Source organism: Pseudoalteromonas sp. SR44-2 (genome assembly GCF_014163745.1).
Classification (GTDB): Bacteria; Pseudomonadota; Gammaproteobacteria; order Enterobacterales; family Alteromonadaceae; genus Pseudoalteromonas; species Pseudoalteromonas distincta.
Genome location: NZ_JACJDW010000014.1, coordinates 20,273 through 42,100, shown reverse-complemented (window position 1 = coordinate 42,100; position 21,828 = coordinate 20,273). Strand labels below are relative to the sequence as shown.

General features: G+C 39.1%; 26 protein-coding genes. 18 read left to right on the top strand and 8 right to left on the bottom strand.

Annotated features, from left to right (window positions below; translation table 11 throughout):
• The first annotated feature begins 21 nt into the window (after positions 1 to 21).
• A complete protein-coding gene (locus H5115_RS10440; RefSeq protein ID WP_182755145.1) occupies positions 22 to 906 on the top strand; it encodes a hypothetical protein in 885 nt (294 codons plus the stop codon).
• On the opposite strand, the gene H5115_RS10435 is transcribed toward H5115_RS10440, so the two are convergent.
• From H5115_RS10435 to H5115_RS10425, 3 genes are all read right to left on the bottom strand, one after another.
• Positions 881 to 3,046 (bottom strand): S8 family peptidase, encoded by a 2,166-nt coding sequence (locus H5115_RS10435; protein WP_182755143.1) that lies wholly within the window; start codon positions 3,044 to 3,046, stop codon positions 881 to 883. The genes H5115_RS10440 and H5115_RS10435 overlap by 26 nt on opposite strands.
• Positions 3,046 to 4,155, bottom strand: coding sequence for an AAA family ATPase (locus tag H5115_RS10430; protein ID WP_182755141.1), 1,110 nt, complete (start codon positions 4,153 to 4,155; stop codon positions 3,046 to 3,048). Before H5115_RS10430 ends, H5115_RS10435 begins: the two co-directional genes overlap by 1 nt.
• Positions 4,156 to 4,594: 439 nt before the next feature.
• Positions 4,595 to 5,215 carry a LexA family transcriptional regulator gene (locus H5115_RS10425; protein ID WP_182755139.1) on the bottom strand — a complete coding sequence of 207 codons (621 nt, stop codon included), beginning with the start codon at positions 5,213 to 5,215 and terminating at the stop codon, positions 4,595 to 4,597.
• 187 nt (positions 5,216 to 5,402) lie between these two features.
• Here H5115_RS10425 and H5115_RS10420 point away from each other — a divergent pair, with 187 nt between their 5' ends.
• The 8 genes from H5115_RS10420 (at position 5,403) to H5115_RS10385 (ending at position 11,213) form a co-directional block, all read left to right on the top strand.
• Positions 5,403 to 5,621 (top strand): YdaS family helix-turn-helix protein, encoded by a 219-nt coding sequence (locus H5115_RS10420; protein ID WP_004587558.1) that lies wholly within the window; start codon positions 5,403 to 5,405, stop codon positions 5,619 to 5,621.
• On the top strand, positions 5,618 to 5,911 hold the full coding sequence (locus H5115_RS10415) for an AlpA family transcriptional regulator (protein WP_008135661.1): 294 nt from the start codon (positions 5,618 to 5,620) through the stop codon (positions 5,909 to 5,911). The genes H5115_RS10420 and H5115_RS10415 overlap by 4 nt, the downstream gene beginning before the upstream one ends.
• Positions 5,912 to 5,920: 9 nt before the next feature.
• Positions 5,921 to 6,334 carry a hypothetical protein gene (locus tag H5115_RS10410; RefSeq protein ID WP_182755137.1) on the top strand — a complete coding sequence of 138 codons (414 nt, stop codon included), beginning with the start codon at positions 5,921 to 5,923 and terminating at the stop codon, positions 6,332 to 6,334.
• 9 nt (positions 6,335 to 6,343) lie between these two features.
• Positions 6,344 to 6,943 carry a DNA N-6-adenine-methyltransferase gene (locus H5115_RS10405; protein WP_182755135.1) on the top strand — a complete coding sequence of 200 codons (600 nt, stop codon included), beginning with the start codon at positions 6,344 to 6,346 and terminating at the stop codon, positions 6,941 to 6,943.
• 71 nt (positions 6,944 to 7,014) lie between these two features.
• Entirely contained in the window at positions 7,015 to 7,299 is a 285-nt protein-coding gene (locus H5115_RS10400) for a hypothetical protein (protein ID WP_182755133.1), read from the top strand.
• On the top strand, positions 7,300 to 9,786 hold the full coding sequence (locus tag H5115_RS10395) for a replication endonuclease (RefSeq protein WP_182755131.1): 2,487 nt from the start codon (positions 7,300 to 7,302) through the stop codon (positions 9,784 to 9,786). It begins immediately after the preceding gene.
• A 147-nt stretch (positions 9,787 to 9,933) separates the two neighbouring features.
• The gene (locus tag H5115_RS10390) at positions 9,934 to 10,236 is read left to right on the top strand and encodes a hypothetical protein (RefSeq protein ID WP_182755129.1); all 303 of its coding nucleotides are present in this window, start codon (positions 9,934 to 9,936) and stop codon (positions 10,234 to 10,236) included.
• Between the two features lie 182 nt (positions 10,237 to 10,418).
• Positions 10,419 to 11,213 (top strand): hypothetical protein, encoded by a 795-nt coding sequence (locus tag H5115_RS10385; protein WP_182755127.1) that lies wholly within the window; start codon positions 10,419 to 10,421, stop codon positions 11,211 to 11,213.
• Here the strand turns inward: H5115_RS10385 and H5115_RS10380 are convergent.
• Positions 11,199 to 11,444, bottom strand: a complete 246-nt coding sequence (locus tag H5115_RS10380) for an ogr/Delta-like zinc finger family protein (protein ID WP_182755125.1) — start codon at positions 11,442 to 11,444, stop codon at positions 11,199 to 11,201. The genes H5115_RS10385 and H5115_RS10380 overlap by 15 nt on opposite strands.
• A 128-nt stretch (positions 11,445 to 11,572) precedes the next feature.
• On the opposite strand from H5115_RS10380, the gene H5115_RS10375 reads away from it, so the two are divergent.
• From H5115_RS10375 to H5115_RS10365, 3 genes are all read left to right on the top strand, one after another.
• Positions 11,573 to 12,085: a hypothetical protein gene (locus H5115_RS10375; protein WP_182755123.1), complete on the top strand. Its 513-nt coding sequence runs from the start codon at positions 11,573 to 11,575 to the stop codon at positions 12,083 to 12,085.
• 423 nt (positions 12,086 to 12,508) lie between these two features.
• Positions 12,509 to 12,754, top strand: coding sequence for a hypothetical protein (locus H5115_RS10370; RefSeq protein ID WP_182755121.1), 246 nt, complete (start codon positions 12,509 to 12,511; stop codon positions 12,752 to 12,754).
• Positions 12,755 to 12,790: 36 nt separating this feature from the next.
• Complete coding sequence (locus tag H5115_RS10365) at positions 12,791 to 13,588, top strand: hypothetical protein (protein ID WP_182755119.1); 798 nt, start codon at positions 12,791 to 12,793, stop codon at positions 13,586 to 13,588.
• Between the two features lie 29 nt (positions 13,589 to 13,617).
• Here the strand turns inward: H5115_RS10365 and H5115_RS10360 are convergent, their stop codons facing one another.
• From H5115_RS10360 to H5115_RS10345, 4 genes are read right to left on the bottom strand one after another with little or no spacing between them, the layout of a single operon-like run.
• Entirely contained in the window at positions 13,618 to 14,016 is a 399-nt protein-coding gene (locus H5115_RS10360) for a 3TM-type holin (RefSeq protein ID WP_007378153.1), read from the bottom strand.
• Entirely contained in the window at positions 14,016 to 14,342 is a 327-nt protein-coding gene (locus H5115_RS10355; RefSeq protein WP_033040784.1) for a phage holin family protein, read from the bottom strand. Before H5115_RS10355 ends, H5115_RS10360 begins: the two co-directional genes overlap by 1 nt.
• Entirely contained in the window at positions 14,339 to 15,406 is a 1,068-nt protein-coding gene (locus tag H5115_RS10350; RefSeq protein ID WP_182755117.1) for a phage portal protein, read from the bottom strand. The genes H5115_RS10355 and H5115_RS10350 overlap by 4 nt, the downstream gene beginning before the upstream one ends.
• The gene (locus H5115_RS10345) at positions 15,406 to 17,187 is read right to left on the bottom strand and encodes a terminase large subunit domain-containing protein (protein WP_182755115.1); all 1,782 of its coding nucleotides are present in this window, start codon (positions 17,185 to 17,187) and stop codon (positions 15,406 to 15,408) included. The genes H5115_RS10350 and H5115_RS10345 overlap by 1 nt, the downstream gene beginning before the upstream one ends.
• Before the next feature lie 205 nt (positions 17,188 to 17,392).
• On the opposite strand from H5115_RS10345, the gene H5115_RS10340 reads away from it, so the two are divergent.
• From H5115_RS10340 to H5115_RS10315, 6 genes are all read left to right on the top strand, one after another.
• Complete coding sequence (locus H5115_RS10340) at positions 17,393 to 18,274, top strand: GPO family capsid scaffolding protein (protein WP_182755113.1); 882 nt, start codon at positions 17,393 to 17,395, stop codon at positions 18,272 to 18,274.
• Positions 18,275 to 18,314: 40 nt separating this feature from the next.
• The gene (locus tag H5115_RS10335; RefSeq protein ID WP_182755111.1) at positions 18,315 to 19,352 is read left to right on the top strand and encodes a phage major capsid protein, P2 family; all 1,038 of its coding nucleotides are present in this window, start codon (positions 18,315 to 18,317) and stop codon (positions 19,350 to 19,352) included.
• An 84-nt stretch (positions 19,353 to 19,436) separates the two neighbouring features.
• On the top strand, positions 19,437 to 20,165 hold the full coding sequence (gene gpM / locus H5115_RS10330; RefSeq protein ID WP_182755109.1) for a phage terminase small subunit: 729 nt from the start codon (positions 19,437 to 19,439) through the stop codon (positions 20,163 to 20,165).
• A gap of 111 nt (positions 20,166 to 20,276) precedes the next feature.
• On the top strand, positions 20,277 to 20,714 hold the full coding sequence (locus tag H5115_RS10325; protein WP_182755107.1) for a head completion/stabilization protein: 438 nt from the start codon (positions 20,277 to 20,279) through the stop codon (positions 20,712 to 20,714).
• Positions 20,711 to 21,184, top strand: a complete 474-nt coding sequence (locus H5115_RS10320; protein ID WP_182755105.1) for a phage tail protein — start codon at positions 20,711 to 20,713, stop codon at positions 21,182 to 21,184. The genes H5115_RS10325 and H5115_RS10320 overlap by 4 nt, the downstream gene beginning before the upstream one ends.
• On the top strand, positions 21,177 to 21,809 hold the full coding sequence (locus H5115_RS10315) for a phage virion morphogenesis protein (RefSeq protein ID WP_182755104.1): 633 nt from the start codon (positions 21,177 to 21,179) through the stop codon (positions 21,807 to 21,809). Before H5115_RS10320 ends, H5115_RS10315 begins: the two co-directional genes overlap by 8 nt.
• Positions 21,810 to 21,828 lie beyond the last annotated feature (19 nt).

Genomic DNA, 21,828 nt, shown 5'->3' with positions numbered 1-21,828 from the left:
TGCTTTTTTTATGTATGAAAAATGATAAAACCTACAGTATTACTTCTATTTGTTTTAGGAATTTCAGGGTATAGCATACTAACCCATTGGCATAAAACTCACTTTTCATTACAGCGAAGTAGTGGATATCATACCTTTTTTAAATCAACCTTATTAGGTCTAATTATTTTTGGCTTAACTGCTTTGGTATATTTAGCAATAGTCATGATTGGTAAACATTTTCAAGTTACATTTGATCTTGGTTATTGGTTTTTAGAAAATGCTTTTTTGCTCAAAAATATCGATACTGAAACGGTTGCTTTATTTGATATAAGTATCCTCACATTTTTATTTAGCATAATTTTACCGCGTGTGTACTATCTATTTAAAAATCGTGCAGGACTGCTAAAAGATGAGTTTCTCAAGGATGCAGATAGCCCTGATTTTTCAAGGTTGTTTGGCTATTCAATTAAAAAAGGTTTACCTGTTTTATTTACCATGTCAGATAGGAAAGTTTATATAGGTTATATTTACGAAGCCCAAGCAAAAGTTGATACATCGGACGTTTATATTTTGCCCGTTTTGAGTGGGTATAGATCTGATACGGATTTAGCGTTGATAAAAGTGACACCATACGAGGATGTGGTTAGTTTAATAAATGAGCAGAATAAAGTGGATGCTACAAATAAGCTAATTGAGGGTGGGCTTTCCTCAGAGCAAGCAAAAACTGCTTTAGTGAAAGAGCCTGATTTATATGAGTCGTGGTATCAGTTCATTGTAGGATTACCTTTGAGGGAAATAGTGCACGCGCATCTCCACGATTTAACTCATGAAGATGCTTTCAAAAATGAAGAGTTGAAGGTCAAGCCAAAAATAATACGTGTGAAAAATATGAGTTCGGTTAAATCTGAATTCTATTCTCAATAGCTAAGTCTGATACTTCCCAGTTATATTGGTCCATTAATTGAGACATTTCATTGTAAACGGGTTTTTCTTTATCTATATCCCTAATAGTCAAGGCTATTGAGAAGGGAATTAGTACACCCTCAGCCTCATACCCATCTCTATCCATAACTGAAACTCTAAGCTTCCAATCTTTTATATTAACGCCTTGCGGGAACCGTTTTTTATATACCTTAACAGGAGACCATTTATCACCGTTTTTCACTAAATCCTTTTCAAATAAATGCTTTTCTTTTTCTCGAGGGATTTCTGATTTAAATTTACCTTTTTCGAACTTACCAAACCCAACATTTATATCAATTTGACAATATTCAAAGGCTTTTTGAGGATCAAGTTCAGGGTGGTAAACAAGTGTAATAAAAAATTCAGCTCTTACTTTATCATCAGGTGTGCGTAAGCAGTTTGGAATAGGAAAAGGCAACTTTTCAATCTCAAAGCTTTTTTGTGCTAAACCTTCAAAAATCATAGTGCTCTCGTAGTCATGTACAGAGAGTATATCAAGACTGCCTTGCGGTTTCCCCCAACCCAAATATGGTCTATATTCATTCTCTATATCATTGTTTAAATTTGCATTATGAATGATCAGAGCCTTTATCAGGCTAGGACTTGATTTTTCACCTATCTTATCGAATAAATTTGCTGCGATTGAAGATATAATAGGGGTTGAAAAGCTCGTACCAATGTCGTGATGTGCGTTACCATTTGCATCAATAGAGTTGACACCAAGTATAACTTGTTGTCCTCCATTCATTATAACATTACCACCAAAATGAACTAACTCAGGTTTTTGGACGTAATTTGAGACTGGACCTCTTCTACTAAAGTGGGATGGTTCTAAGTCTTTTACAAAGCCATTTGTATGAGCAACAGATCCAATTGTTAAAGCGCGAACTGAGTCTCCAGGACTTGATATGCCATCGTTTAGATCTTGTTCAGGTGGCCACTTTCTTAAACCGTCTTCATAGTTTCCTGCTGCAACTACACATAGACATTTAAATTTATCTTGAAATTCATCAAGCATAATGGCCATAGTCGAAATTTCAGTTTTTGAAACAGGTACGTCTCCACCTAAAGATAAATTCCAAACCTTAATTAAAGGGTTTTCACTCGCAACCTCATGCATGGCCTGAATGATCTCATGAATATCTCCAATATCGTTACCGAGTACTTCAACACTAAATATTTTTGATTGGCAAAGTGGAAATCGTTTGTCACCATCGTTTAAGTTGAAACTATTAGTTACCAAGCCACCGACAAAAGTTCCATGCCCATCATTTTTATAAGCGATAGGTACATAAATTTTTCTGTCAACAACCCAATCAGATATAGGTGCACAATTACTTATAGCACTATCAACAACAGCTACAATAGGATAATCATGATTTTGTAGTGGTGGATTCATTGTTGGACGTACAACTCCAAACCTTTCTTTTGTCATTGGCTTAAGTTGAATACATTTACTGGAAATTACACTTTGGACACCAGCAAACTCTGGTAAAGAATCTAGTATCTCTTTTGTCGCTCCGGATACTTTGTATAACCTTACTACATTAGAAGCATGCTTTTTCCACTCGCATTGGAAGTTGTTTAAAAATCGTTCAAATTCATTATCAAGCTTTCTATTTTTCTCTGCTGAGTTAAATCGGAATAATCGAATACTTAATGATTTTACATCTGGGTTAGCATTAATATCAATTTTATAAGGACTAATAGATTTTATTGCAGATATATCTTTAATTACTTGTTTAGAGTTTCGTTGAGTGATTTTTTTTTCTAAAGCTAAAAGACCATTTGGGGTTATTTGAATTAAATGTTTCGCATATCCGACATCACCAAAAAAAGGGCAAGTTTTATCATTGAATATAGATGTTGGGCGATGACTCTTTGCAACTGCTTTACTTTCCAACTCAATTACCGCAATAGTTGTACTTACTTCAAAGTTTCTAACTCTAGTTAACTCTTTAATAGAATCTAGTACTTTTGTTATAAACTTATTTGTCACTGGCTTATGTGGTTTTGAGCTACCTCCGCCATGGGTCTCAGGTTTAAAGTGATCATCTTCAGAGAAATTTATGTGTTTTATAGGATTATAATTATTCGGCATTACTTATCTTCCTTGAATATCTTTGATACGTTACTTTGTGACATACCCCATAGTAAGCTAATAAATTTTTTGGTAAATAATTTATTATCATATTCTTGTAATTTTTTCATACAAGTTAAGCGGTTTTCTATACTAAAGTTTAACCAGTTGAAACGACCTTGTAAAATTTTACGCATTAGCTCAACAGCATTGATATTATTGTTATTAATGACTGTTTGCCTCAGATAATCATAAGTGATTATCTCTATTTCAGCACCAGTTAAACCATCACTCAAAGTAACAAATGCTTCAATGTTAGTTTCATTAAATTCAAACTGCACAAGTAGGTTTGAAAAAAGTTGATATCGAACGTAATCAATGGGAGCTTTTAATTCCATTTTATAGTGAAAGCGCCTATCTATTGCAGGGTCTAATAAGTGAAAATGATTAGTTGCGGCAACTAAAATTGTATCTCCTAAGTTATCAATGTTTTGTAATAAACTTACAACAACACGTTTTAGCTCTCCAATCTCGTTTTTATCATCTCTTGCTTTTGCAATTGCATCAAACTCATCAAGGAATAATACGCATGGCTCAGAACTGGCATATTCAAGTAAAGATCTAATATTCTTAGATGTCGAACCTAAATATGATGATATTAATGCATCAGCTCTAGCTGTCACTAACGGTAAACCTAGATGAGCAGCAAGACTCCCGGCTAATTTACTTTTTCCTGTACCGGGTATTCCGTGCAGCAGTAAAGTTGGGTTAATAGGAATATTTAAAGCATTCAGTTGTTCTTTATTATTAATATACGAAATAAAAGAATCTATTGTTTTTTGGTCGTGCGCAGGTAAAAATATTATTTTATCTTGTAATGTTGGATATGTCTTATCAGCTAAAGAAAAGCGGCTGTCTTTCTCAACAGGAATAGGACGAGAAAACATAGATTGTGTACTTGTGTTGTGCGTATTGATGCTTAATAATTTCTTTTGCAACCCTTCTGAGGCATGAGTTTCACCATCACTTCGTAGTTTCTCACAAAGAAGCTCTGAGTAGGATATAACTAGTTTTCGATCACCTGATAGCGCACCCGTCACTATTTTTGATATTTCAGTGTAGTATTTCACAATTTACTCTTTTTGCTTTTTATTGCGTCATTTTATCACTAAATTTACTTTTTTGTGAGTTTTACTTGTTTTTATGTTTATGCGTGCACTTTTCATGGAGGTTATGGATTGCAAGTATAGGAAAAAAGTAAGATTCAAAGCTTATATCTTTTTCCATAAAAAGGGAGAACAGTTTTTCAATGCATCAAAAAATGCAAATACAAAAAGGCTGGACATAGGCTTAAAATGTTTACAAAATTATTAGAGGTAACGAGTATTGCTTAAAAAAGAAATAAAATGGTGCTCATCTGTTATAACAGTGAATCAAGTGATAGAGCAGCTTCATTGTATGTGTAATACCTTACGACTCTAATAATGCTCTTGAAAGCGTAAAAAATTTATTGATAAGTTATTTAAAGCCCGTAAATACGGGCTCTTTTGTGTCAGATATTCGATAATATTAAAGCGACTTACCAGTAAATATAACTTTTCCAACTAATGTACAATTACCATTGATAGGTATTAGTTGCTCTGGCCAGTTGGGGTTGGCGGCTTTTAGGAACTTGTGGCCACCTTCGATAATGAGCTGTTTAAAAGTGGCTTGGTTATCGTCGTCTAGGCGGGCTACTACGTACGAACCGTGGATGCATTCGGCTTCAGGGTCTACAAAAATTAAATCACCCTCATCAAACTTTGGTTCCATGCTAATGCCTTGCACCTTTAAAACAAAAGTTAGGTCGCTGCAATTAACAGGACACATAAAACGCTCTGCGTCATAAGCTTTAATTTCACTTATTTCTGACCAAGCACCGGCTTGCACCCAGCTGATAAGTGGGGCGGTGGCTTTGATTGTTGGCCCTGGTGAAACGTTACTACTATTGTTCTCACCAATACCAAAGCGTAAATATTCCGGTGTACATTGGAGTGCGCGCGCTAATGACTCTATATTACGTGGGTTTTTAGTATCGCCTTTCTCTAATTTTTGAATCGAATTTTGTGCAACACCAACCAATTCAGCTAATTGATGCTGAGTCAAATCTAGTGCTTTCCTTAGCTTTTTAACACGATTAGCAATGTCCATATTATCTCCAAAAGATTTATTTTTAACACTTTAAGTGTGATTAATTTAGATTATCACAACTTTAAGTGGTTTTAGTCAAATCGCTTTTATTGGTTTTATTTTCGTTAATACAACATATAGTGGTTTACAAACCAATAAAAGAGATTGTAATATAGATAAAAGTGGTTAGCAGCTATCGGAGATTAAAATGTCAGCCATAGATAAAGCAGTAAAAATAATTGGTGGGCAAACCAAGCTCGCCACAGTCCTAGGTACTAAGCAATCAGTAGTCCATCACTGGGTTAGCCGGCATGGCCAAGCTCCAGCGAAATACATTCCACGTATTTCAGAACTAACTAACGGTGAAATATCGGTAAACGATTTACTAGCCGATCATCAAAAAAGCAAAAAGGAAGATGCAGCATGAGCACTGAACAACAAATTATTTTATTAGATATTCATCCAGATGCTAAAGCTGTGCTGTTTGCACTACTACAAGAAAACAACCAACTACGCACTGAGCTTGAAGAGCAAAAAGACCGCCTAGTTAGCACCGTTGAGGCATGCGAGGTATTAGGATGTGCGCGTAAAAAGTTTTGGATTTTGTCGAAGTTGTCTGATTTTCCTAAATCAATTCAGTTTGGCAAAACTAATCATTATCGCTTAAACGAGCTAATTAAATTTAGAACACAGCACCAACAAAGCGTAAACAACTAGGAGAAAACCATGGCAAATGCAGCATTAGAAATTGCAAAAAATCGCGGTATTACAGACGTAAATAAACAGCCTGAAAAAACACAGTTAAAAGTTGTTGATGTAAAACCAACACCAAAAGGACTTACTGAGATTAAGGGGCTTTTTAACAGCGATCGTCATACCGCTGAATATGTGTATACGCACTTGAGTAAGCCGCAGCAAATAATTGTGTGTTATTCGGCAGGCCTATCTAAAAATGATTTGGAAAGGAGTTATCACCAATTTGACCGTGATAAACGCCTTAAAATACACCAAGCTATTTTGCAGCTTCAAGAAATAGTAACCGCCTTTGTTGATGCTAATGCGATGACGCCAAGCCGCTTTTTACAAAAACGAGATTTTAGCATTGCTAAAAACACTCAAAAAATAGAACAAGCACACTAAGGATCAGCCATGACACCTGATCAACTAATCAATCAAGACAGTGGCAATGTTGAGTTTTACACGCCTACTAAAGTTTTGAAGTATGTGCACCAAATGTTTTCGGTTATTGGTTTAGACCCTGCAAGTTGCGCAGTGGCTAACGAGTCAGTAAAAGCGACGTGTTACTTAACTAAAGAAGACGATGCATTAACAAGAAATTGGATAGCTAATACTGTTTGGTTAAATCACCCATTCAATAAAGGTGAAATAGCATGTAAGCCAAAGTGTGTTAAAAAAATATGTAACGACCCGACTTACAGTAAGTATCGCGGCCACTGCATTACCGAAGACATAGCCAGCAACGGCGATTGGATTGACTATTACTTAGACCAATATGCGCAAGGTAACTTTAAAGAAGCAATGAACATTACCTTTGTTAATAGCTCAGAGGCATGGTGCCAAAAGTTATTAAACGCAGGCTTAAGCTGCTTTATTGATGGTCGTACGCACTTTAATGATGCACAAGGCAATGTAAAAAAAGGCGCACCCAAAGGCTGTTTTATTACTTACCTTGGCAATAGAACCGACGAGTTCCGAAAAATATTCTCGGCGCTTGGAGTAGTGAAGTAATGAAACTACGCACACAGCCACACATTCTCAGTAACTCTACACCAATAATTTAATCCCAAAGGACTACTAAAATGAACACAATCAAAGACCAAGATCTATCTAAAAATCAGCAATTAGTTAAAAACATTGTTGAACATGCTATAGACCAAGCCAACTTTACTATTCGCAATTTAAACAAACGGTCAACTATTGCAATGCTTATGGAGTGTGAAAACTGCCTAACTGACTTAATGCCAGTGGTGCAATTAATTGCAGTTGCTCACATTGAATACGCGCCAGTTTACGACCAAATGCAAACAGCATTAGATGCCGCGCAAATTCATAGAGAACCTACGTTAATAGAGTTAACCGAATAAATGGCTAACCCTAAGCCACTCGACCTGCAAGCCCTTAGACTATCTGGTATAGCTAAGGGATTAATTTCGTCTATTAGCGATATTGACGACCGCAACTTTTTAGCGCGTGGCTTGCAAAATGTGCCGGTGCCTTTGCAAAGTCGTATGGCCCGTAAATACATAGACCGTTACAACCAAAAAAAGGCGGGTAGCCAATACCGTGCTAATACATGGTTACGCCGCACCATTGCCCGTTTAAAACCGCGCTTTGGCGTACTGTTTAGTATTACTCAAAATATGCCATTGCCATGGCATATTTTAAGCAGTATTGAAAAAACCAAAAAACACGCAGGCACACTCGCTATGGAGTGCGTGCAAATAACGCTTGATGTAAGCGAAGAAAACCAACATCTACCGTACGGAAAAATAATATCGTTAACCTACGATGCAATAGCCGCGCATGCCAAAGCCCTAGGCGCTAATGTGCCATTTTATGCCATGCGCGACGACAACTTGCCAACCGAGTGTTACGAAATTGCACTGCTAAAAATGCAGTGTGATAGATGGTGGGCTCGTCAATTAAAAACTATTCGCCGCCAGTTTTTAGAGTTACTAGAAATTGCCACAGGCCAAGTAGGCAAAGATTTATACCACGATAAAAAAAGCAAAAAGTTTAAACGCCGTGGCATTAGCCCTTACTCGTCAAAACAAGCACAGCGCGAATTTAACTTTGCCCAAGCCAGTGGCCGCCAGTTCCTAGAAATGATGGAACTGCAAAGCAGCAACGGCGACGTAATAAGTTTGATAGAAGCAGTAAAAAGTGGCATGGCAAACCCAGCCAACCGCCGTAACGAGTTAATGCTACGTATACGCGAAACCGAAGAGTTAGCTGACGAAATGGGCTATGTAGGAGTGTTTTACACCATTACGTGCCCGTCACGTTTTCATGCAAACTCAAGTAAATGGCACGGCGAAAGCCCAAAAGATGCACAAAATTACCTAACCCAAACATGGGCGCGTGCTCGTTCTAAGTTAAACCGACGAGGCCTTAAATACTTTGGTGTGCGCGTAGTTGAGCCACATGCCGACGGTTGCCCGCATTGGCACATGATGTTGTTTATGCCTAAAAATAAACTACAAGAAGTGAACGCTATTTTGCGTTGGTACTTTATTCAAGAAGACAAAACAGAGCTTTACGATTATTACGGCCCTGTGCAAACCCGCGCAAAAGTAGTAAACGAATGGGTAGATATAAACACCCACGGCACACACATTAAAACTGTAGAGAAATGTGTAAGCTACCGCGCAGGCACTAAAAAAAGTGAGCTGTTTAAAACCTACAAACAAAAGCGCCGCGAGTGGGGCCTTAAAAAAAGCCAAGGCAAAAAAGCCAAAGCACCCAGTAAGTTTTATCGCACGTTTAGCCCTCGCTTTGACGCCATAAAAATGGATAAAAGCAAGGGCAGTGCAGCCAGCTACATTGCTAAATACATCAGTAAAAATATTGATGGCTACCAATTAAGCGACCATGAAGATGCCGAAACAGGCGAAAACCTTCAAGAGCAAGCTAACCCCGTTTTAGCCTGGGCTAGCACATGGAACATTCGTCAGTTTCAATTTCAGGGTTCGCCAAGCGTTACCGTGTATCGTGAATTGCGCCGCATGCCGAAGGGTAAAGCAATAAGTGACGAAACCATAGAGCCTATTCGCCACGCTGCAGATACTGCCAACTGGAAAGACTACGTAAAACTCCAAGGCGGTATGTGCATAGGCCGTGCTGCTAATTTCAAATCAATGTACGAAGACACAATAATGGGCAACGACTACGCTGAAGTAGTGCGCCGCATAAAAGGTATTGGTACTAATGTAAGTATTGAATCAAAGCTTCATCGCATGATTAACAATGTTTATAACGTTACCACCGAGACAAGCCTAAAAACTCGCTTAGTAGAATGGACCAGGCAACTCAAAGGCACAGCCGAAAAACTTAATGCTAAGGATAACACCAACGTCGGCGCAGCCGACCTATCTTGGACTAGTGGTAATAACTGTACGCCTATAGCCGCAGTGTCTAGGGCTGAGTTGTTACTCGATATGATGGGTACCTCAAAAAATGACGTTGATGAAGTAATAAAGGATCTAAATAGCGGAAAAAGGATCAGCCGAAACGGCCAAATTTATCAAATACGAGACGGCCAACTTCAAGTTTTAAATGTTGATGAGCAAATAAAGCATGATCAGCGCTTAGCTATTGAGTCATTGGCTAAAACATATTCACAAAAAGCAGGTAGCTGGCACATAACTGAAGCCCATTGGCAACAAGCCCGCGAGTATGTAGAGCTTGCTTATAAATACGCGCAGCTTGGCGGGCGCAACACGCCAAATAATACCCATATACAAAACGGCCTAGTCACTATTGGCGATTGGGACCTAGTTACTTTAGTAAAACAAGGCAGCGCATCAGCAATCAGCGACAACGATTGGTGGGCACTGGATTTAATGGCGTAGGAGAAAAAATGACTATTCAAATTTCTTTAAGTGTTCGTATAATTTTATTTTCTTGTTAAAAAAGAGAACTAAAGCTAAATTTATCTTTATTAAAATCGTATAGAAACGATTTAAAATTTACTTAAGCTGTATTAATTAGGAGCTAAAATGTTTGATGACGAAGATGACGACTTTATGTCTGATGATGAACCTAGAATGTTTCCAGAATTTATCAATATGTTGAATAGTGGCAAATATTCTTCTATCGATGAACTATGTAATGAAGAGGGTATCAATCATGATGAATTATATATGGATGAGGATGATTTTTTTAAAAACCTTACTGAGGATGGCTCTGATAGTCTTTTAAATCTGGTGGGGGTGGTAGCAGGCGTTGCGATTACAGCTGGGACAATATACGCAACTAAAAAGATTCTTAACAAAAGAAAGAGAACTTTGAAAAGTAGATAAATGTAAGGGGAATTTTTAAATCCAAAAAGCGACTATTTTAAACCTTACTATTTAATAGCTAAAAACTTCAAATCTTAAAAAAGGCTGACATGTGATATCAGCCTTTCCTATGCCTGAAACTCATAGACTTTATATACACCTGAATGATATATATAAATAATTATAAAGATGGATTCAATGGGATGTTTAAATTTCTAGATAAATTCATGGATGATCTTGAGTCACCTTATTGGCCTATCTATGGGATGATATTAACATTTGCATTTATATTTACGGTTATTGTGGTTTTATTTTTCTTTCACATGTACGGGAAGTACAAAATGTTAAGTAGTTGGGCAAATGTAAGTAGTATTATAAGTACGATTTTGACTTTGTGTGGTTTGATATATGCGATTGCCGCATACAAAAAAAGCCGTTCAGAGCATAAAGTTAGTATCTCAATAAGTTGGGTCCTAGAGCTAGAAAATGAAGTCCTGCCCAAACTGAAATATAAAATACCTTATGTAACACATTTAACAGCCAAAATGATTGCTTTTATAAGAGGTGGGGGATATCCAACTGACCCTACTATGCTTAATGATTTTGAGGAAAGTAAAAAAGATCTCACGAAATTATCAAATGAACTTTTTAAAAGAGTCCTTATACTTAGAAGCTTAGAATGTGTAAATAAAAAACATACAGAAGAGTTTGAAGAAATAACAAAATTATTACGTTGCTTAATAGACTTCAACGAAAATATTAAATCGATCAGGGAGAGCGATAGCGGCAGAGATTCTCATAACCGTAGAGAGCTATTTATGGAAAAGGTTGACGAAAGCAAAATATATTTAAAATATATGAGACCAAGAGACTTTAGCTATATGGATATTAGCATAGTTACTACTGGGGAAGGTATAGAGGCGGCAAAACAGATAGACAATGAAATAGAGTGTTTGATACAAAACGTACAAAAATATATTACCTTACAAACCAATTAATTCTAGCTGTTGTTCTCGAGGTAAACTTTTAATAAGTGCAGCGGCTAATTGTTGTGTGTTTTGTACTGGAGGGTTTAAGAAGTGATCAAACGATTGGGTAATACGGAACGTAGCCCCGCATTCTTTTGTATTTGTACACGAGCAATATAAATTAACAACATGCGCGCTTTGCTTTTCGCGTGACGTAATTGTTGCTTTAGCTTCGCAATTTGGACAAGTAACCCGCGCCATATAATCACCGATCGTTAATAAAATTAACTGTAATTATATACAGTAGTGGTGGTTTTAACAATTAATGCTACTAAAAAAACTAAGTGTATGTTATTAATTTAATTATTTTAATTTAATTAGAGAAAAGTATGGATAGACCACTACAGATAATAATTGGTGCTATTACAATCATAATAATGGCATTCGTACAAATATATATTTCTCGCCACACTTTAAAGCGTAAAGAAAGTGAAGAAAAAAGAATAAATGCAACGAGTGCAATTGAGGCTTTGAATCTAGTAAAAGGTAAATCCGATGAATGCATAGCAAATACTTCAACTATTGCATGGGCGAATCCTTGTTTAATAGATTCAGAAAATATGTCAGAAATATTTGAAAAAATAACTCCTAAAATTGATTATAAAAGTCGAGCTAAAGCACAATCTATAATATACATACATTTTCAAGAACTAATTGATCCGCTAGGAGCTTATTTTGATAGTGAAGATAAAATATACAATAATCAAATTGAATTTATTTTTGAGCATGTAACAGAAAATGGTTTAACTGATCAACAAGTAGAAGATCTGGATACTTTGAAAAAATCAGCAAATGAAAACTTGATGATTTTAACGCAAAAATTACGAACCTACATAAATTAATTTGTAACTTCCAAATCAAAATTAAGCTGTAATTTACTGCCAATTTCAGGGTCCCGCGCTACTTCATTACTCATTGATTAAATAAGATTGCTTAGTCTCATTTTTAAAATACAGGGCATCGTACTTAGTCGGGTCGCCAAGGCCCGCCGAAAAGTGTGGGCTGAGAACCAAGAAGCCGAAAAATTCACTCCTCCTCGCCTTCCGCTTTCGTGCAAAAAACGCGTCAAATTGACAATCCCAGTGACACGCCATTGATCGCCAGCCAGCCCAGTAGAAGGATCTGTGAGCAATTTTTAAAAAGATCGCGTTGTCAAAAAGTGACAACATTTAGCAGTAAAGTGACAATAAAAAGATCAAACAGCTGGTGATTTACCTAATATTGAAATATCATTAATTTATTATCATTTAAGTGATAAATAAATTATGAAATATTTACACAAAGGCACACAAAGTCAAGAGCGGTTAGATACACTTTTATCGTTTGGTAAAAGCACCAGTGAAGATATAAAAGCAGCACTCAGTGATTACTTAGTTCGCGGTATTAGCAAAACCAATGCAGCAACATTAAATGGCGTGCCAGCGTCGAATCTTACAAGAGCACTTAAACGGCTTGAAGTTGTTGCTGGAAAAATTGAAAAGATTAAAGAACTAGATTACAGATTAAGATAAAGTGCACTTATAAAATTGTGATGGGAATTAACAATTGTGATATTTGAAAAACCGGGTACAGGAATAAAAATAACTTTTGATTTTGTTGGCATTATTATCGTAGTTATAGTTTTAACAGCGAGTTTAACTTATGGTTTTTGTATTATTACAGAGATTATAAAAGCCCCCACGGACGAAGTGAATGTAATACTGCTGGATATTGTCAAAGCTGTAGCTCAAACTTGTACAGCGTTAACATTCATTTTCGGTTTACATCAATATAGGAAAACAAGAATTCAGCAGCGACAGCTAAGTATATCAAGTGAAGCTAAACTACAAGTAGACAAAATGATAGCTGCAATTGAAACATTAGAAACAGGTGATGTGACATCAATAAAAAATATAAATAAAGTATTGCCTGTTTTAAGTAATTTGGGAACAAACTTTGAACAACTTTTCAATGCAATGGAAGAAGATATTCAAAAGGCAATAGTAAGAATGCAATGGCAGGATATGTATTTTAATTATTTGAGACCTGCTTTATATGATCTAGATATAGTCTGTATATTGAAAAGTGAGACTAAAATACCTGATTTTAAACTAGCGGAAGCAATCAAAACTGCAGAAGAGTTATCGAAAAATCAAAGAGCATTAAAGAAATATCAATTTGTAAAAGCATTACTGAATAATAAAGAAATAAGAGCAGGATACGATATTAAAAGTAAAATCAAATCTTTAGATTTATTTACTGTGTATTATTTAGATGATAAAGAATTAAATGACTTACTATTTGGCCTTATGAGTCGTATCGACATAAGAGCAATTGCCCCCGTTCTTGCAGTTGCGAGGGAATAAAAAATACTTTTATAGTAGATATACGCTAGTCACTTACTAGCGCCATTTAACTTTTCTACCGTTCTTAAACCTGCAAGCCCAAGCATGGCAAGAGTTAGTTCCATCATTGTATCAAGTGGTAGCTCAGGTTTACCAATATCAGGTATTAACCATACTAAAAGCGGGTTTATCACAAAGGCAAACAAAAAACCAAAACCACATACCCACATTAAAAACGGGCGTGCGCCTGCTACAAATGTGCTGCGGTGTTGGGCTTGCACCTTCATAATCTCGGATTGTGCTAAAGCAGGTTGCTGTGCCAAGCGTTGTTTTACAACATCAAGCGTTAATACCTCTTCGTCGCTGGTAAATAAATTATCAAGCACATTGCCTACTGCATTAATTGGCTCAGCCGCATTGCTTGTGAATAAACTCGTAACCCATCCCATTATTTAATCCCTCTGATAAATTTAATAAAGCCTTTTGGGTCTTTGCTAAACGATTTAATTAGCTTGTCGAACCCTTCTAAAATGTGTGGGGCCGCATACGCTGTTACGCCAATCACACCCGTTTTTAGGCTCTCGTCAAAGCCGCGCCATTCACAAAACATAGCGGCTAAGTACGCTGCAAAAATAGCAACGAGCACGTTCATACAGTAATGAAAAAACGTAAATTGCTTTTTGCTTAAATACATTTGAATAGCGGCTGCTAAAAAACTCAACATAAATAAACGCCCCCATTGTTTAATAAACTCTGTTACATCTATCCAGCTCATGCGGCTTCCTTGGTAGTTGGGTTTAAGTCTGAATACTCAGGCTCTTTAAATTCAATATGCTGCGCGGCGGGTAGGTAATTATTAATGCCTAATACGTCTTGCTGCAGGGGCACAACTTCGTTGTTGTAATACGCGCGGGTAATTTTGTCTAAGTCGCCAAAGCCTGGGCTGTCGCCAGATGATTGGCCGCTCAGTGCTTCTTGCGCACGGTGCATGCTGAGCATGTCGTTAAGCGTAATTTTTTTAATGCGCTCAAATTCGTCTTTTGTTGATATGTCGCCCACCGGTGTAATGTTTATCGCTTTTTCAGCATCGGCTTTATTACTGCGAAAATTAAAAAACAAACTTCTAAAGTTACCCACGCCTTTGCTGTCACGTATGGCATTTTTAAGAGCGGTTTCATCGTCAGCGCTTAAATTAGGGTCAGCCATTGAGAATATAAAGCCCATGTGCGCACCGTTCTTGTAATAACGGCGACGAAATAACGTGGCATCTTCATTAAGCAACGCCGACTGAATACCGCCGTAATATTGCGGTATGCCATAAATGCCTTGCCCGGGGTCGTATTCCTTTACGTGTATTATTTCGCCTTCATTAAAGTAAATAGGCTCATGACTGCGATTACTTAATTGCGCGTACCCCCCGCGTTTATCGGTATAACGCATAGTCAGTGCAGGCAAGTGGCGCAGTTTAATAACTTGCCCAAATGAATTTTTAATAACCTGCAAATAGGCGTTACCGCTCCACAGCAAATCAAACGCAAATTTGCTAAGCGCTTGGTGGCTTAAAAGCGGGTTAGGCTTATACCACTTTAATATCATGTTGCGCTTAAAGTAGAGTATTGGCCCATGCTGGGCATTTACACGCAGCAGTTTAACCAAGCCTTGCAAATTAATGGGCGGGGCGTAAATGCCGTTACTGTCACTAAACACCCCAACGTAATCGGTTAGCCGGTTGTCTAAGCATGGCTCAGGATCGCCAAAGCTAAACGTATCGGTTACCGCTGTGCGTTGGTTGTAGTTTGGCGCTTGGCCGTTACTTACTTGTAATCGTGGTTTACTCATTAAGCTGCAATTCCTACAGATGTTTGACGGCTATGGGCGTTACCGTCGAGTGGTTCAAATAACATAGCGTGCATAATTGCCCACGCAATATCGGCATGGCCTGTTGTGGCTGTGCGGTTTGTGGCATAGGTAATTTGGTCGCCCACCACTTTACGGCGAATATTAATGAACGAGCTGGCAATATTTACCGCGTCCTGGTCAAACTCAAAGCGGCGGTTTTGAATAACGTTAATGGCTTTAATGACCATGCGGTTTTTAATAATGGGGTTGTAATGAATCGGCTCAGCATTAGGGTAAAACTTAGTAATAAGCTCCCACACACCATAACCAATGCCAGTGGTATCTACGCCAATATGCACAACGTTGTATTTTTCGGTGAGGTGTTTTATCTCGTTTGCCATGGCTTCAAAGTCGTTGCCGCTTAAATCAAGTGCTTCTAGCAGTAAAAACTTTTCGCCTGGCTTCATGGGCGCACTTAAAATGGCAACACTGGCTTTATCGCCAAAGCGGGCAGGGTCAAAACCAATTACAACAGGGCGCAGTCCGAACGGGCGCTCGTAGGCTAAATCAAAGTCGCTCCACTTGGTTGAATCGCCCACGCAGTTCATAAGCTGTTTAAGATTAAATGCACTGTGCGCATCATCAATAAACTTACACATAAACAAGTTATTAAACTCATCTACGCTGTATTCGTTTTCAAGTACGCCAATATCTATACGGTCAAAGCCACTGGTTACTACATCGTAAACCGTGAGCATTTGTCGCCAAATACCGTCGTCACACAGTTGGCCGTTTTTTAGGTTTTTATGGCTTACATCTATGGCAAATTCAGGATCGTTACACGCTTTTGTTTTGCGGTACCATTTACCGTTCCAATGGTCGTAGGCTTCGTGGCTGGTAACCGATGGCGTACTAAAATACGTTATTCGTAAATGTTTGTGGGTTGCCATGGCCTGCGCCAAACCGCGCAGCGACTTATATTTAGGTATCCAAAATACTTCATCAATATATAAATCGCCGGATTCTGATTGTGCAGTACGGGCATTGGTTGACTTAAATATTAGTTTAACCGTTTTACCGCCGGCTAAATTAAGCACCATAGGCGAGCCGCTAAGCTCAACATTAAAATGCTCACGCACCAACGCCACAATATTGGCTTTAAATACTTCGGCCTGATCACGGCTCGCCGATATAAATATTTTATTACGGCCATTTACCACAGCATCGTAAAACGCTTCGAATGCAAAATAAAATGTAGCGCCAATCTGGCGCGGTTTTAATATAAAACGGGTGCGATGGTCTTGGTTATCAAACCAATGTTTTTGGTGAGGATAAAGTAATGTGTCTTTAAGCTCGTTGAGCATTTCAAGGGTAATGCCAGAGCAATCGTTTTTCTTTTTCTTCTTCGATTTTTTGTCATTGCCGTTATGACTGTTGCCGCTGTTATTGTTGGCGGGGTTGTCATTACTTGCGCGCTGTTTTGGGGCTGGGGCTAATTTACTTTTATTAAGTGAGCACAACTGGCGCGTGCAAAAGTCGAGCTCTTTATAGTCAGCATCGGTTTTATCGTCTTTATCGGCCAGTACATTAATGCGTTTGCTAAAGGCCATTTCGGCGTTATAGCTTGGGCACATGTCCTCCCACTTGCCAGCCTCCGACCAACGGCGAATGCTACGCGCACTGGGCATGTCGTCAAGCTCGGCTATTTCGTCCACCGTGTAGCCCTCAACAACATACAAATCTTGTGCTTTTTTGCGTATCTCTGGTCCGTAGTTCGCCATCTATTGCGCCGCTTTTATTAATCCATAGCGGCAGTGTATTCGTTATAAAACGCTTAATCTGTCAGTCAAAAACCTAGCCATACCTAAAAGTTAAATATAGGAATTTCAAAAAGTTAAACCGTTGGAAAGGAATAAAAAGAGGGTGCAAACTGCAATCACTTTAAAGCAATACGCTTAATTTGCACATATTTAAAAAGGGTTGTTTATGCCAGGTCAACTACGTACTAAACCGTTATCGATTGCCGCTGTTGGTATGACCGTTGACGGTCGCGAAATATCAGAGCAAGACGTAGCCGACATTGTAGAAACCTATAACCCGCGTAAATATGGCGCCCGCATTAATGTTGATCACGAATTTAACTGGTCAGGTTGGGCCGCTAAAAACCTGCATAACGTGGACATTCCCGGCATGTTGGGAGATGTAGAAAGCGTACAAGCCTATGAAAACGAAGAGGGCGTTGTGTGCTTATACGCAGTGCTTGCGCCCAATCAAGGGTTTGTAGAGCTGAACAAAGCAGATCAAGCTGTTTATTTTAGTATCGAAATTAGCCGCGATTTTATGGGCACAGGCAAAACCTACCTAACCGGTTTAGCAGTGACCGACTACCCAGCGAGTTGCTATACCGACCGTATCCATTTCAGTAGTAAGAGTAAGCCAGATGACACGGACGTCTCTTTATTAAAAGTTGATTTAGGATCATGTGAGCCTATCGACGCCGCACCTAAAAAACCATTTTTTAAACGACTATTCGCAAAGGAAGAACCCGACATGAACGAAACACAATTAGCCACTGCATTAAAAGATGCGCTGGGCACACCGCTTAGTGAGTTTGCTAAAAAACTAGATGGGCTTGCCACAAAGCTTGATTCGTTTTCAACCACAAAAGTGGAAGGTGAAGAAACGCCGCCAGCTGATGATGAAAACACTGAATTAGCTCAAGTAAAAGAAGAGCTATTAAAAACAAAAACAGCATTAGGTGAACTTAACGACAAGTTTACTAAAGCGTTGAAAACACCTGCGGGTGATACCACTGACGCCGACGAAGAACCCGAAGGCGATGAGGGTAAATACAGCAACTGCTTGTAATTACATCACCAACTTAACTTAGCTAAACGCAGGAAAGAATATGAAAACCAGAACTAGAGAATTATTTGTCGCCATTATGGCAGGCATGGCCGTTAATTACGGCGTTACATCAATGAGTGAGCAATTCAACGTTGAGCCTACAACCGAGCAGCGCTTATATGATGCTGTTTATGAATCGGCTGAATTTTTACAGATGATCAACACCGTACCGGTAGACGACTTAGTTGGTCAGTCAGTGATCATGAGTGTAGACGGTGGCGTAACAGGTCGTGCAGGCGTTGAAACTGACGACACCAAAGAGCGTAAAACCCGTGATGTATCAAAGCTCGATAAACGTGAATACCGTTGTTACCCAACAGAATGCGACATTCATATCACATGGGTAAAAATGGATCAGTGGTCTAAGTTTCCTGATTTTCATAATCGTTATCGTAATCACGTACGTCAGGCTATTGCGCTAGATATTATTAAAATTGGTTGGAATGGTACGCACGTAGCTGATACCACAGATATTACAGCCTATCCAATGATGAACGATGTAAACATTGGCTGGCTACAACTAATTCGCCGCGATGCACCTGAGCGCGCAATTAGTGAAGGCGCAACCGCTGGCGAAATTCGTATTGGTGCTGGCGGCGATTACGAAAACCTAGACCAAGCGGTGCACGATGCATTGCAAGGTATTCCAGAGCACAAACGTGCAAACATGGTGGCTATTATTGGCGACGAGCTTTTAGCGCAAGACAAAAACAAGCTGTACGCCAAGCAAGCACATACCCCAAGTGAAAAAACCAAGATTGAGCTGCAACAGGTGATTGATACCTATGGCGGTTTAATGACATACAAAATTCCGTTTTTCCCCGCTCGTGGCATTTTAGTCACCAGCTTTGACAACTTAAGTCACTACGTACAAACGGGATCAACGCGTACCAGTGTAGAAAACAACGCTAAGAAAAAACGCGTTGAAGACTACCTATCACGAAACGATTGCTACTACGTAGAAGACCTTGAAAAAGTAATGTATTTCGAATCAACCAGTATCAAGTTACCAAATTCAGACGGTAGCGCCTGGATTTAAATATTCGGTAAATTCCCATTTGGCCGGCTTGTTTAATCCAATTTTCGAGCCGGTCTTTTTAACCACATTAAAGAGTGTTTTTAAATGAGCTTAGTCAAAGAATCATTAGCCAAAGCAGCAAGCAGCGTACCAACAAGCACTGACAAAAAAGCGCCAACGGTCGCGGCAACAGCCACGAGTACCCATGCGCCAACCCCTATCACTACGCAAACCGAGTACCAGCTTTATGCAGCAGCCATCGAATCTGACTTAGCTCAACTAAAAACATTTACTGATATTGCAGACAAAGCGACTTACAAGTCTGAAGCGTTAGAACGCCAAGACTATTTAGGGTATATCAATCAATATCGATTAAGCGGCCAATGCCACCCGAACACGGTTTTAGCATGGGTGTTTATTTGGTTGGTTGACTTAAAACGCTGGGATGCAGCGCTAGAACTCCTGCCGTTTATGGTTGAGCAAAAACAACCACTACCAACGGTATTTAATACCAAATATTGGCCTGCATTCGTTATCGACCAACTCTACGATGACGCTAATTACTACCTAACAGAATCAAAGCAGCAAGGCTTATTTGATATTAGCTATGTACTGCGTGGCTTAATCAATACCGTAAAAAACCAAGACTGGAACGGCCTTGAAGTGGTGGGCGGTAAATTGTACGCCATTGCTGCCAAGGTTGATGCAGCCCAGCACAACTACGGTAATGCTCTGTTATTTGCAGAGCACGCCCAAGCCATTAACGACAAAGCAGGAGTTAAAGGTTTAGTCGATAAGTTAACAAAGCAATTAAAAGCAGCGGTTAACGAGTAACAGCTCCAACGCCAGCGGGCAACTTAGCACAGTGCGAGTATTAATTATGTCGCCAGTGTGACTAAGTGGCGCCCGCACCCAATTTAATGTGTGTGTTTTTACAGGTGCAATATGAATTTAAGCGGTATGCCACAAGCAGATTTACAAAGCATTAATGTTGATGTGCCAGGCAATGGCTATTACCCGACATTAAGCACGGCTTATTTTATAGAGCATTACGCCGTTGCCCAAGAATACGCCAGCAAAAGTGAGCTGCTTGTTGAAAAGCTAAAGCGCGCACAGACCGAGGTAAACCAAGAACTAGTAAGCGCTGTGCTTACTAACGGCACACCATTAAACGCACAACAAATAATTTTTTATAACGATGCAGTGTATAGCAAAGCCAAAGCTAATTTATTGGTATCCAAGCTTGGCAGTACACACCGTGAAAACGCAGCAGCACAGTCGCAATCAGCCATTGATAACTTTGAACACTGGCAACGCGAAAGCATAAACGCCATGCGCTTACTGCAAGCACTAAGCCCTAATTTATCGGTAGAGCTGTTATGAGCAAAAGCAAAATTGAAAAGCTTAAACAGCATTTAGTGAGTGTTGAGTACCAAGGCCATAAGTTGGCGCTTAATACTCAGTTTGATAGCTGGGTAGAAGGCGGGCGCATAGAGCCAAGTAGTAAAACAATGAATGGTAACGGGTTATTGGCAGCGCGATTTTATTACTCAGGTGTGATCAGCATTAATCCATGCTTTGCGCCGGTTGCGTTAATTTGTGCCTTTGCATCGTTTTGGTTGCAAAACAACGGCGGGCGTTATGACAGCACCGATATTGAATTTAGCGCCGATGTAAACGACGACAACAGCAATGAAGTAGAGCTGACTATTAACCAGCTGTGCGAAGACATAGAGCTAATACAAACAGACAATGGCCCCTTTGAATTAAACGGTAACCGTTACGACTTTGGCGAGCAAAGCCTATGGGTTGCTGAATCATTTTTACTGCAAGGCACTGTAAGCCGTGCTTAACGTTAAATTTGACGAAGGGCGCAGCAAAGACCAATTAGCGTTTTTACAACTTAAGCCTAATAAACGGCGCAATATATTACGTCGTGTTATTCGAACAACGAATAAAAGCAGTAAAGAGCGGATCACCAAGCAAACGGATTTAGCAGGCAAAACATGGCAAGGCAGAGCAAGTGGTAAAAAAAAGAAAATGCTCACCAAGCTTAAAAAGTTTATGAAGGTTCGCCACAGTGCAAACGACGCCAGTGTTTATTTTTCAGGGGGCAAAAGCGGAAAAATAGCCCGCGCCCACCAAGAGGGAATAAGCCTAGATGCAGGCAAGCCAAAAGGTAAAGCGGCTCAAAATAAAGAAGGGCCAGCCACGCGAAATTTAGCCAGGGCATTAATAGCCGAGGGTTACAAAATACCGCGTCGTAAAGGCAAGGGCAGTAAACGGCCAAGCATTAAATGGATAACAGAGAACTTAAGCATTAACCAAGCAGGGTTTTTACTTCGCGATTTAAAGGGCAGCTCAAGTAAGAGTACATGGCAAATTGACTTGCCGGCCCGCTCATTTTTAGGGCAAACGCAGGGCGAAGAAAAGCAACAAATGAATTTTATTTTAAACCAGGCTATGCACGTTGCGTAGCGCAAAGCAAAAGGAACGA